Source organism: Roseibium aggregatum IAM 12614 (genome assembly GCF_000168975.1).
Classification (GTDB): domain Bacteria; phylum Pseudomonadota; class Alphaproteobacteria; order Rhizobiales; family Stappiaceae; genus Roseibium; species Roseibium aggregatum.
Window position 1 is genome coordinate 254528 of record NZ_AAUW01000005.1, and the last position, 12910, is coordinate 267437.

Genomic DNA, 12910 nt, shown 5'->3' on the forward strand with positions numbered 1-12910 from the left:
TCCGTCTGCTGCCGGGCAGATTTTTCACCGGATCGATCTCCGGCGGGGACTTATGCGCTTTACGCTCTTCTGCATTGGCAAAATGAAAGCCGGTGCGGACAAAGAACTTTTCGACCGGTACATCGACCGCGCCCGCAAGACCGGCCGCGGTCTCGGTATTACCGAAGTCGCCCTCACAGAAATGTCTGAAAGCCGCGCACAGCGCGCCGACGACCGCAAGGCGGAAGAGGCGCGGGGCATTCTTGCTGCGCTGAGCGCAGGGGCCCGGCTGGTGGTGCTGGACGAAAACGGCAAGAACCTCAGCAGTCCCGCCTTCAGCCAGAAACTGGAAGCCTGGAAGGACGAGGGTGTTTCCGATGTGGTTTTTGCCATTGGCGGGGCCGACGGTCACGGCCAGGACGTCCTGAACCGGGCCGACCTGAAGCTGGCACTTGGCGCCATGACATGGCCGCATCAGATCGCCCGCATTCTATTGGCGGAGCAGATCTACCGCGCCATGACGATTCAGTCCGGGCACCCTTATCACCGTGTGTGAGACACCTGAATACCCCTGAAAAACTCTGAAAATTACTGGGAGAGACCTGGTGACACCGGCACTTGAAACCGAAAGACTGATCTTGCGGCCGATGACCATGTCGGACTGGCCGTTGTATGAGGCTTTGATGGCTTCCGGCCGCTCGCAGTATATGGGCGGCCCGATGTCGCGGTCTGCCGCCTGGGGCATGTTCTGCCACGATGTTGCGCAATGGCCGTTGATGGGACACGGCGCCCTGATGATGGAAGCGCGTGGGTCGGGGGAGGTTCTCGGCCAGGTCGGCATCAATCACGGGCCGCTTTTTCCCGAGCACGAGTTGGGCTGGTTTGTCTATGAACATGCGGAAGGCAAGGGGTACGCTTATGAAGCAGCCAGGGCCTTTCGAGACTGGGCGCAGCAGGAACGGCAGTTGCCGTCCCTGGTCAGTTACATGGATGCGGACAACAACCGTTCGGCACGTCTTGCCGAAAGACTGGGAGCGACCCTGGATGCGGATGCGCCGAGGCCGGAGCCCGGCGATATTGTCTACAGACATTTCTGAGGGGGAGGGCGGGGGCGTCGGGGTGCCGGCCAAAGCTGTTGCCGTAAGGGCAACATGACCAAAAATTAACGGTCCAAATGGCGGAAAAAGGCGCGAATGCCTGTATCTCGCCGCATTCGCCGCGTAACGGTCATCAATCAGACAGAAGAGGGAATGCGATCACGGTGGGAGTAAAAAGTTAATCGGCCGGTCACTAGGGTAAACGGTTCGTTAACGCAGACTGTGTATCGCATTGGAAGATAACCCTTTGGGAGCTTAGGCAGGTTGATAGCGGAACGCATGACAGCGGCGCGTTCGGAACTTGAGAGACGGATGCTTTTCCGCTTGCTCTTGAGTGGTCTGACTGCGGCCTCGCTCGTCCTGCCCCTGCCTGCCGGGTCGACCGAAAGTGCCGACGAGACCACCACCCAGGAACAGGCCGCGCCGCCTGCCGAGGTGACCGCCGCACTGGAACGCAAGAAGCAACGCGAACAGGAACTTGCCGCGCTCTCGCGCGATATCGAGGTTTCGACAGACCGTCAGGCCGCCATCGCACGTGAGATCCGCGCACTGGATCGCGACCGGGACACGTTGAATGCCAAGATCATCAGCACCTCCGATACGATCAAGGGTCTGGAGGGTGAGCTGACCGATACCGAGCGCCGGCTGCGTGCGCTTGGCGAGAATGAGGACGCCGTGCGCCAGTCGCTGATTTCCCGCCGCGATGTGCTGGCGGAAGTGCTGGCCGCACTGCAGCGAATCGGGCGGCGCCCGCCACCGGCGCTTGCCGTGCGCCCCAGTGACGCGCTTTCGGCCGTGCGCAGCGCGATTCTTCTGAACGCGGTGATGCCGGAGCTGAAGGTGGAAACCGAGGCGCTGGCTGCGGATCTTGAGGAATTGCACCGTCTGAAGACGGTGATTGCGGAGGAAAAGAACCGCCTGCGCGGTGATGCAATGCGATTGGCTGAGGAAAAGTCCCGGCTGGAGCTTCTTCTGAGCGCAAAAAGGCAGGAACATCAAAGAACGGTACAGGACCTTCAGGAAGAGAAGGAGCGTGCGGCGGAACTTGCGGACAAGGCGGGGTCTCTCCAGGAATTGATCGCGACCCTGGAAGTGGAAATCGAAAGCGCGCGGGAGGCGGCGGAAAAGTCGCGCCAGGCAGCGCTCGAGGCCCGAAAGCATCCCTCGCGCAGTTTTGATCCCTTTGCCGATCCGGGACGTCTGGCGCCGGCCATTTCGTTCCAGGACGCCAAGGGCCAGTTGCCGCAGCCTGTTGCCGGTACGCTTTTGAAGGACTATGGCCAGGAGGACGATTTCGGCGGTGTGACGGAGGGTCAATCTATCGCCACGCGTCCTGGCTCGAATGTTACTTCACCTGCGGATGGATGGGTGGTCTATTCGGGACCGTTCCGTTCGTTCGGACAGCTCTTGATCCTGAACACCGGCGACGGCTACCATGTGTTGCTTGCCGGAATGGACCGGATCGATGCGGAGTTGGGGCAATTTGTTTTGACCGGGGAACCGGTTGGTGTGATGGGCGCAACCCAGTGGGCTAGCGCCTCGACGTTCGGTTTGGGGTCGACCCAGCCGATCCTTTATGTTGAATTCCGGAAAGACGGTCGTGCGATCGATCCCACACCCTGGTGGGCACGCACTGAAGAAGAAAAGGCTCGCGGATGATACGGAAAGCTTCCTTGCTGCTGGTGGGTGCTCTCATGGGAGCTGCAGCAGTCACGACACTGTCCCAGATGCCGATCAATGTCTCGGTTGCTGCCAACGCTGCGGCGACGGATACGTACAGGCAGCTCAACCTGTTCGGCGACGTGTTCGAGCGCGTGCGCTCCGACTATGTGGAAGTCCCTGATGACGCTCAGCTTATCGAAAGCGCCATCAACGGCATGTTGACCTCTCTCGACCCGCATTCCAGCTACATGTCCCCGAAAAGCTTCCGGGATATGCAGGTGCAGACCCGTGGTGAGTTCGGTGGTCTCGGCATCGAAGTCACCATGGAAGAAGGCCTTGTGAAGGTTGTGTCGCCGATCGACGATACCCCTGCTGCCAAGGCCGGTGTTCTTGCGGGCGACTACATCACCTACATCGATGGGGAACAGGTCCAGGGCCTGACGCTCAACGAGGCGGTTGAAAAGATGCGCGGTCCGGTCAACACGGACATCGTGGTCACCGTGCGCCGCAAGGGCAGCGCCGAACCGTTCGACATCACCATCACCCGCGACATCATCCGCATCCGTTCGGTGCGCTGGCGGGAAGAGGATGACGTCGGATACGTTCGCGTCACCCAGTTCAACGAGCAGACCTTCGATGGACTCAAGGAAGGCATCGAGGAAATGACCGCGAACATCGGTGAAGACAAGCTCAAGGGCTTCGTCATCGACCTGCGCAACAACCCGGGCGGTTTGCTGGATCAGGCTATTGCCGTTTCCGACGCGTTCCTCGACCGGGGTGAGATTGTTTCGACCCGTGGCCGTGAAGCTGAAGAAACCCAGCGCTACAACGCCCGTGCTGGCGATCTGACGAACGGCAAGCCGGTCATCGTGCTGGTCAACGGCGGGTCCGCTTCCGCTTCGGAAATCGTTGCAGGCGCTCTGCAGGATCACCGCCGTGCCACCATCCTCGGCACGCGGTCATTCGGCAAGGGCTCGGTCCAGACGATCATCCCGCTTGGGGCCAACGGCGCCATCCGCCTGACCACCGCGCGCTACTACACGCCGTCGGGCACGTCGATCCAGGCCAAGGGCATCGTGCCGGATATCGAATCCCTGCAGGATCTGCCGGAGGATCTGGTCGGCCGGGTCGACACCAAGGGCGAAGCTGGCCTGCGCGGTCACCTGGAAGCGTCCGAAGGTGAAGAAGAAAGCGGCAGCCAGGCCTATGTGCCGTCTGACCCGAAGGACGACAACCAGTTGAACCTGGCCCTCGACCTTCTGCGCGGCAAGCAGGCAAACAGCGCCTTCCCGCCGGTCTCCGACAGCGCCGCTGTCAAAAACTAAAACTCCAAACGCGCGCCGGTCCGCCGGCGCGCGACTTTTCGTTCTCGTTCTGCGTACATCAAAAACAAACTTTCCGGTCCGGGGCTTCCTGGAACCGAGCAATAGGCTCAGGACGGTATGTCGAGCGAAGATCTCACAGCTCCACTAGGCATGGGCAAGCGGCGGCTCGTCAGGCTGCCGTTCGGTCTTATCGGGGTCGGTATTCTGAGCGTCATCGTCACGTCGACGCTCGTCTGGATCACCGTTGTCGACGACCCGCTGGGCGGCGAACCCGTCGCCGTTCTGCCGCTCGATGCTATCGTCGAAGGCGTGACCTCCCAGGACATTGAAGTGGTCGAGATCCGCCCGGGCATTGACGGCGATCTGGGCCCGAACCTGCGCCCGGAAAGCAGCAAGGATCTGCTTGGCCCGCGCTATGACATGGTCATGCGTCCCGACGGACTTGGTCCGAACGCACCGGTCACCAGCTTGTCGATCAATCCGGACAGCCGCGTCAGCGAACGCTCAGATTTTGGCTTCCTTCCGAAGATCAGCGACGCAGGCGTCCGTCCGCTGGATGCCTATTCACGGCCGGTCGTGCGCGAATTCACCTCGATACCGAAAATTGCCGTCATCGTGACCGGTCTCGGACTGAGTGAAACCGGCACCCAGAACGCGATCACCCGCTTGCCGGCCGATACGACCTTTGCGCTCGCACCCTATGGCGGTGATCTGGACGTGTGGATGCAGCAGGCCCGGACCAAGGGCCACGAACTGCTGCTGCAACTGCCGCTGGAGCCGTTCGATTTTCCGGACAACGACCCTGGGCCGCATACGTTGCTGGTCAGCCTGCGCCCCAACGAGATGATGGATCGTCTCGGGTTCCTGCTGACGCGGGCAACCAATTATGTCGGCGTCATTCCCGAAATGGGAGCTCGTTTCACGGCAACCAAGCCGTCGATGGAGTTCCTGTTGGAAAAACTGAAGGCCCGTGGCCTGATGTTTGCCGACAATGGCACCTCTTCCAGATCCATCGCGGATGAAGTCGCCAAGGAAAAACGCATCCCCTTCAGCGGGGTGGACGTGGTGCTGGACGAAGTGCCGCGCGAAGATGATATTGACGCCAAGCTGTTGCAGCTCGAAAGTGTCGCCCGTGCCCGCGGGGTCGCGGTGGCAACCGCCTCGGCCTTGCCGGTCACCGTGCGGCAACTGGAAAAGTGGGTCCAGGACCTGGAAGAACGGGGCCTCCAGCTTGTTCCGGTCAGCGCGACCATTGACCGATAATGTCTGCACATTGAATTCCAAGAGGTTTTTGTGACGAAGCTGGCACTCGGACCGGGGTTCCCGGAACCTGTCGACGGTCTTCCTTACCGGCCCTGCGTCGGGATCATGCTCATCAACAAGGCGGGCAAGGTCTGGATCGGCAGCCGCGACGACGGCGGCAGTTCATCCAACTACGAATACTGCTGGCAGATGCCGCAGGGCGGTATCGACAAGGGCGAGGCGCCGGAACCGGCGGCCCGGCGCGAGCTTTACGAGGAAACCTCGATCAAATCCGTCACCCTGCTTGAAGAAGCGCCGGAATGGTTTGCCTACGACTATCCGGATGAGGTCGTCCGCATGTCTCGCAAGGGCAAGTATCGCGGACAGGCGCAGCGCTGGATCGCTTACCGATTCGACGGATCGGAAGACGAGATCAACATCCTGAACCCGCCCGATGGCCATACGGCGGAATTCAGCAACTGGCGCTGGGAAGATGCTGACCGTCTGCCTGGCCTGATCGTGCCGTTCAAGCGCCCGGTCTATGAGCGTGTTGTTGCAGCGTTTTCTCATCTGACGTCCTGAGACGAAGCTGTCTGAACAGGCTTGGATGATGGTCCGGCCCCGCCGGTTTTCGTAAACCCGTTCCCTGCGAGGAACTCCAAAGCGTCAGCATTGGAGTTCCGTTTGTCGTTTTTCAAACAGACAGGCTGAAGCGGCGCGGCTAACATCCGGACCAAATTACGGGGTAGGTAAGGGGGATCGCGGTTGCGAACTGCCTGTCAACGCCGCGAAGGTCAAGAAAAGGGGCGCGGACGCGAAATCCAGATGCGCTCCAACACTATGGGAGGTACGCCAATGTCGTTCGGCAAGGGGCTTTCACGCAAGCCATCCCAGCCAAAAGGGCGTCAGGTGGATGATGCGGCTCTGGACGAGGTCCGCAAACTGCTGGGCGACGAGCCGCGCCGGCGCGACCTGCTTATCGAACACCTCCACAAGATCCAGGACGCATTCGGCTGCCTGGAAGCCCGGCATCTGCGCGCGCTGGCAGACGAGATGCGTCTGTCGCAGGTTGAAGTCTATGAAGTCGCGAGCTTCTATCATCATTTCGACATCGTGCGCGAAGGCGACGTCAGGCCTGCGCCGCTGACCGTTCGGGTTTGCGACAGCGTTGCCTGTGCACTGAAGGGCGCGGATGCTCTGGCGGCAGCACTCGAAGCCGGGGTCGATCCGGCGAAAGTCCGCATTCAGAAAGTTCCCTGCATCGGCCGCTGTGCCGGTGCCCCGGCTGTCCAGGTCGGCAAGCGGGCCATCGACAATGCCAGCGAGGTCTCCGTGCGCGCGGCCCTTTTCGAGGGAAATTCAGATCCTGCGGTTCCCGATTACATCAAGCTGGACTCTTATCGTGCCGCCGGTGGCTACGCGTTGCTGGAACGCGTGCGTGCCGGGGAACTGGACGCGGTGGAAATCGCGGACAAGGCCCTGGACGCAGGGCTGCGCGGCCTCGGCGGTGCCGGCTTTCCCACCGGCACGAAATGGAAGATCGTCCACGATCTGCCAGCTCCGAAATACCTCACCATCAATGGTGACGAAGGCGAACCGGGCACATTCAAGGACCGCGTTCATCTGGAGCGGGATCCGCACCGGCTTCTGGAAGGCGCGCTGATTGCCGCTCATGCGATGTCAGCAGCGCGCATCTATCTCTATATGCGCGATGAATATCCTGCGGTCCTTGAAATCCTGCGGACGGAAATCGAGGCGCTGCGTCAGGCCGGTATCATCACGACCATCGACATTGAGCTGCGCCGCGGGGCAGGGGCCTACATCTGCGGCGAAGAAAGCGCGATGATCGAATCGATCGAAGGCAAGCGCGGCCTGCCGCGTCACCGCCCACCCTTCATTGCGCAGGTTGGCCTGTTCGACCGGCCGACGCTCAACCACAATGTCGAGACCTTGTTCTGGATCCGGGACATTGTCGAAAAAGGTCCGGAGTGGTTTGCCAGCCAGGGACGGCGCGGCCACAAGGGCTATCGCTCCTTCTCGGTCTCCGGCCGCGTCAAGGAGCCAGGTGTCAAGCTGGCCCCTGCGGGCATCACGATGAACGAACTTCTGGTGGAATTCTGCGGTGGCATGGAGGATGGCCACGCCTTCAAGGGGTATCTGCCGGGCGGCGCTTCAGGCGGCATCCTGCCGGCCTCCCTTGCCGACGAGCCGCTTGATTTCGGCACGCTCGACAAATACGGCTGTTTCATAGGCAGCCATGCCATCGTCGTTTTCTCCGACCAGGATGACATGCGCGATGTGGCACTGAACCTGATGCGTTTCTTCAAGCACGAGAGTTGCGGCCAGTGCACGCCTTGCCGCTCCGGAACGGAGAAGATGGAACATCTGCTGGCGGCAGGAGACTGGGACAAGGCCAAGATCGCCGATCTCGACGCCGTCATGCGCTCGGCATCGATCTGCGGCCTCGGGCAGGCAGCCAGCAACCCGGTCACATCGGTGCTGAAATTTTTCCCGGAGGAGTTTGAGGCATGAGCCAGGTCACTTTCTCTCTCGACGGCCGGATGGTCACTGCGGAAGACGGTGAAACCATCTGGCAAGTTGCCAAGCGCGAAGGCGTAGCCATCCCGCATCTCTGCCACAAGGACGCGCCGGGTTACCGGTCTGACGGCAACTGCCGTGCCTGTATGGTCGATATCGAAGGCGAGCGCGTGCTTGCCGCCTCCTGCATTCGCACCCCTGCCGAAGGCATGGTGGTGAAGACCACCAGCGAACGCGCCACCAAGGCGCGCGAAATGGTGTTCGAACTTCTGGCCGCCGACCAGCCGTCACGCGACCACCATCCCGATCCGGAAAGCGATTTCTGGAAATGGTCCGACCGCGTCGGCGTTTCCACCAGCCGCTTTGCGCCCTGCGCCAAACCGGCGCAGGACATTTCCCATCCGGCAATCGCGGTCAATCTCGACGCCTGTATCGCCTGCAACCTGTGCGAACGGGCCTGCCGGGAAGTGCAGGTCAACGACGTCATCGGCATGGCCGATCGGGGATCGCACACGGTGCCGGTGTTCGATCTGGCGGACCCGATGGGGCTTTCCACATGCGTTGCCTGCGGCGAATGCGTGTCGGCCTGTCCGACCGGGGCCCTGATGGAAAAGAGCCTTCTGGACGCAACTGCCAGCAAGCGCGAGATCTTTGCCGAAGAAACCGTCGACAGCGTCTGCCCCTTCTGCGGCGTCGGCTGTCTGACGTCGGTCTCGGTGAAGGACGGCAGGATCGTCAGCGTTGAAGGCCGAGACGGCCCGGCCAACGAAAACCGGCTTTGCGTGAAGGGCCGCTTCGGTTTTGACTATGTTTCGAGCCCGGAGCGCCTGACCAGACCGCTGATCCGGCGGGACGATGCGCCCAAGCGCGGCGACATTGCCATGACGCTGGAAAATCATCTCGACTATTTCCGCGAAGCGACCTGGGAAGAAGCGCTCGAGCGGGCTGCTGGTGGCCTGAAAGCGGTCTATGACGCCAAGGGAGGCCGGGGCATTGCCGGCTTCGGCTCGGCCAAGGGCTCCAACGAAGAGGCTTATCTCTTCCAGAGGCTCATCCGCCAGGGCTTCCAGACAAACAACGTCGACCATTGCACGCGTCTCTGCCACGCGTCATCCGTGGCCGCGCTCATGGAAGGCATCGGCTCGGGTGCGGTGACGGCGCCTTTCAATGCCGCCGGCGATGCCGACTGCATGATCGTGATCGGGGCTCGTCCGGAACAGAACCATCCGGTTGCCGCGACCTACATCAAGCAGGCGGCCAAGAACGGCACCAAGCTGATCGTCATGGATCCGCGCGGCCAGGGGCTGATGCGCTTTGCCGACTACGGCTTGAAGTTCAAGCCGGGCACGGATGTCGCGATGTTGAACGCGATCCTCAATGTCATCATTACCGAAGGCCTCTACGACAGCCAGTATATCGCCGCCCATGTGGATGGCTTCGAGGCGCTTAAGGAAAAGATCGCCGATTTTACGCCGGAAGCGATGGAGCCGGTCTGCGGCATCGACGCGCAAACCCTGCGGGAAGTCGCAAGGCTTTATGCCACCAGCGCCAAGTCGATCATCTTCTGGGGCATGGGTGTTTCGCAGCATGTCCACGGCACCGATAACGTCCGCTGTCTGATTGCCATGGCACTGACCACCGGCCAGATCGGCCGCCCGGGCACGGGCCTGCATCCGCTGCGCGGTCAGAACAACGTGCAAGGGGCGTCCGATGCGGGCCTCATTCCGATGGTTTTCCCTGACTATCGTTCGGTTGAAAACCCGGACATCCGCGCCGAATACGAGGACGCCTGGGGCCGCACGCTCGACCCCGTGCGCGGTCTGACCGTGGTGGAGATCATGGACGACATCCTGGACGGCGGCATCGAGGCGATGTTCGTTCAGGGCGAAAACCCGGCGATGTCCGACCCGGACCAGGCGCATGCGCGCAAGGCGCTGGCCAGTCTGAAGCATCTGGTGGTTCAGGACATCTTCCTGACGGAAACCGCCTGGCATGCGGACGTGATCCTGCCGGCCTCCGCCCATGCGGAAAAGCTCGGCACCTACACCAACACAAACCGCCAGGTCCAGATAGGCCGTCCTTGCGTGCCGATGCCGGGCGAAGCTCGGGCCGACTGGCAGATTCTCATCGACCTCGCCAATCGCCTGGGGCTCAACTGGACCTATGACGGCGTGCCGGCGATCTACGAGGAAATGCGCTCGCATATGGGCTCGCTGAGCAACATTTCCTGGGAGCGGCTGGAGCGCGACGGCACGGTCACCTATCCGGCGGACGCTCCGGACAAGCCGGGCAACGAAATCCTGTTCGGCCAGTCCTTTCCGACTGCCGATGGCCGCGGCCGCATCGTGCCGACGGACCTGGTGCCGCCGGACGAACTGCCTGACGACGAGTTCCCGCTGGTGCTGACCACAGGCCGCATGCTGGAGCATTGGCACACCGGTGCCATGACGCGTCGTGCGCAAGTGCTCAACGCCATCGAACCGGAGGCCGTCGTCTCCATGAACCCGCGCGACATCAAGCTGTCAGGTCTGGACATCGGCCAGCAGGTGAGGGTGGAAACACGGCGCGGCGCGATCACATTGACCCTGCGCGCCGACCGGGACGTGTCGACAGGAATGCTGTTCATCCCGTTCTGCTTCAGCGAAGCACCGGCCAACTTCCTGACCAACCCGCAGCTTGACCCCTTCGGCAAGATCCCGGAGTTCAAATTCTGCGCGGCCCGGATCGGACCGGCCGGTCAGCAGCAGGCGGCAGAGTGACGCCGGTTCCTGCAGAGGTTCGAAGGAAGAAATGATTGCTTCGGGGCAAAAAAGGGCGGCCACTGGCCGCCCTTTTGGTTTTTGCATCTATGTGATCATAGCGATCAATTCGCGACAACCTTGACCGCCAGCAGATCCGGCAGGGTCTGCGGTGCTGCCATCGAGCCAAGGATCTGAGCCAGCGGAACCGGGTTCGGCGGGGTCAGGGTTACCTTCAGTTCGCCCGGATTGTTGAGGAACTTCGAGGCAGCTTCGCTGATCATCTGCGTGAACGCCGGGTTCTGGATGGGAGCGGTCATCTGCGCCGCTTGTGCCACCAGGGCTTCCCGGAAGACATTTTCCGGAATGTTCTGGGCTTCGGCCATATGGGCCACACCCTTTTTGGTGAGGCCGGCATCCTTGAACGTCAGCGACGCATCTACAAACTGCGCAACCACAAGTGCCATCTGTCCCTGGTTTTCAGGATCTTCGAACAGCGACTTCGGCACATTGGCGAGACGAGCGGACAATTCTGCCCGGCCAAGGCCTTCGACATCCACCATCATGCGTTCCAGGCGCAGTTCCAGCGTTGCTTCGTCCCAGTAGAGCCGGGTCTCATCGGACCAGACAACATTTTTCAGGTCGAGTGCTTCAAGAAGAGCCTGGACTTCCGGATCATCGATGGTTTCGACGGGTACTTTCAGCCCGTCGGTTCGAGTGTGTACGCTGGTCGGGATCGGCGGTACCGTTGTGGACAGCGTCATCTCGGTCCGGCCGATTTCGGTCCGCCCGATATCCGGAATGTTGAGATCAAGCCCCTCAAGCTCATAGCCGAACGAACGCGGCATGAACGCCCGGGCGACGTCCATCGGATGATCTTCGCCGAAGGTGGGATCGGCCATCAACGTGCTGATCATGGCGCGCATGGGCGTATATTCGGCAAATTCGATGTCGCCGACAGCCGCCCAGTCGAGCTTGAACGATGCGCCCTCCGGCAGTTCCGGGGCGTCGAGACCGACGATCATCATTTCGCCGATGCCGTCGGAATTGATTTGCGACATCGCCATTTCCTTGATGGCGACCTCGATCGGCTTCTCAGGGCCTGGTGTCGGAACGGTCACGTTGATGCCGCTGACGCGGGCATCGGTAACCCCGAACGACCGGTAGAACTGGAAGACGCCGGTGATCAGTTCCTCAGGCGCCGGAGCCTGCTTCGTGAACAGCCCGTCGAACAGGGCGAGAATGTTGTTGTCGCGCTTGACGACCGTGAGTTCCTCAATCGAGGTCTTGTCGACGGTTATTTCAACTGCGAGCCCGTCGCCGAGATCCTGTTTGGATTTGTAGTCGATTGCCGAGGCTGATCCGAGCATGACCACTTCATCGCCGGTTTCCGGAACATCGGGGTCGAACAGATCGAAGAACACGACTGCGTCCATGTCCTTGTAGATCGTTTTGCCCTGGCTGGTGGTCTGGTTCAGCATCTGGCCCGAGGTCGTGTCCAGGGTCTGCATCGACTGGCTCATGCTGTCGATCGTGTATTCCCCGATCCGTCCGTCTTCGGCATCGGCCATGCGGTAGCCGGCAATCTGCATGGTGCCCGAAAGGACCAGAGTGTCCTTGCCGTCTTCGGTCTCATGAGCCTCGATGGTCATGGCCGTGTTGTCGGCCTTGACTTCGTCGTAGGAGGTGAGAAGCGCCGCCTTCACGAACGGCAGCCAGCGGCTGACCTGATGTGCCTCATCTTCTGCCGGCACTTCCGGCATGGTGAAGCTGTAGTTCGTGGCGGATACTCCACTCAGCCGGCCATCGATCTTCAGCCTGCCCTTGCCTTCGGCGCTGGCGGAAACAACCATTTCTGAATCGTCGGAATAGACCCAGCTTGCGGCGGCAAACTCGCCGTCTTCATGACTGAGCCCTGTAATAGTGACCGTGCCGCTGCTGAATGAAAGCGAATAGGTCAGGTCGGTCAGCTTGGCCGGTTCGATATCCGTTGCGCCGTCGTTGCCCGTGACATCCGTTTCCTCGGCCGGGATATCTTCGATTGTTCCGCTCAAGGAAATCGTGCTGTCGGTCAGGGTCAGCGTGTCGGTGCCTGCATCGTAAGCGATGCTGCCGTTCTCGACCTCGACACCCAGGTTCCTCAAACCTTCGACATAGGCTTCATAGGCATCTTCTCCTGTGTCCTGTGCAAAGGCGGAACCGGAGACCAGCGCAAGCGCGGTGCCGAGCATGAACAGCCGGACGCGCGCCCTGGCCGGTTTGGATGAGAAAACGGAAGCGGGCTGGAAATTCAATGTTGTGGCTCCAATAAAAAGATCGGAATCGAGCG

Annotated in this window: 9 protein-coding genes; 8 read left to right on the forward strand and 1 reads right to left on the reverse strand. The window is 61.1% G+C overall.

Features of this window, described 5'->3' with window-relative positions; all coding sequences use genetic code 11:
- Nucleotides 1–52: 52 nt before the first annotated feature.
- The 8 genes from rlmH to fdhF all read left to right on the forward strand — a co-directional run bounded on the left by rlmH (nt 53) and on the right by fdhF (nt 10602).
- Entirely contained in the window at nt 53–535 is a 483-nt protein-coding gene (gene rlmH, locus SIAM614_RS08810) for a 23S rRNA (pseudouridine(1915)-N(3))-methyltransferase RlmH (protein WP_006933735.1), read from the forward strand.
- Between the two features lie 49 nt (nt 536–584).
- On the forward strand, nt 585–1076 hold the full coding sequence (locus tag SIAM614_RS08815) for a GNAT family N-acetyltransferase (protein WP_006933736.1): 492 nt from the start codon (nt 585–587) through the stop codon (nt 1074–1076).
- 312 nt (nt 1077–1388) lie between these two features.
- Complete coding sequence (locus SIAM614_RS08820) at nt 1389–2735, forward strand: murein hydrolase activator EnvC family protein (RefSeq protein WP_050789350.1); 1347 nt, start codon at nt 1389–1391, stop codon at nt 2733–2735.
- On the forward strand, nt 2732–4063 hold the full coding sequence (locus SIAM614_RS08825; protein WP_006933738.1) for a S41 family peptidase: 1332 nt from the start codon (nt 2732–2734) through the stop codon (nt 4061–4063). Before SIAM614_RS08820 ends, SIAM614_RS08825 begins: the two co-directional genes overlap by 4 nt.
- 117 nt (nt 4064–4180) lie before the next feature.
- Nucleotides 4181–5326, forward strand: a complete 1146-nt coding sequence (locus SIAM614_RS08830) for a divergent polysaccharide deacetylase family protein (protein ID WP_208983926.1) — start codon at nt 4181–4183, stop codon at nt 5324–5326.
- A 30-nt stretch (nt 5327–5356) separates the two neighbouring features.
- Nucleotides 5357–5887 carry an RNA pyrophosphohydrolase gene (locus SIAM614_RS08835; protein ID WP_006933740.1) on the forward strand — a complete coding sequence of 177 codons (531 nt, stop codon included), beginning with the start codon at nt 5357–5359 and terminating at the stop codon, nt 5885–5887.
- 273 nt (nt 5888–6160) lie between these two features.
- Nucleotides 6161–7837 (forward strand): NAD(P)H-dependent oxidoreductase subunit E, encoded by a 1677-nt coding sequence (locus SIAM614_RS08840; protein WP_040439646.1) that lies wholly within the window; start codon nt 6161–6163, stop codon nt 7835–7837.
- Nucleotides 7834–10602, forward strand: a complete 2769-nt coding sequence (fdhF, locus tag SIAM614_RS08845) for a formate dehydrogenase subunit alpha (RefSeq protein ID WP_006933742.1) — start codon at nt 7834–7836, stop codon at nt 10600–10602. Before SIAM614_RS08840 ends, fdhF begins: the two co-directional genes overlap by 4 nt.
- Before the next feature lie 104 nt (nt 10603–10706).
- On the opposite strand, the gene SIAM614_RS08850 is transcribed toward fdhF, so the two are convergent.
- Nucleotides 10707–12875 (reverse strand): hypothetical protein, encoded by a 2169-nt coding sequence (locus SIAM614_RS08850; RefSeq protein WP_006933743.1) that lies wholly within the window; start codon nt 12873–12875, stop codon nt 10707–10709.
- Nucleotides 12876–12910 lie beyond the last annotated feature (35 nt).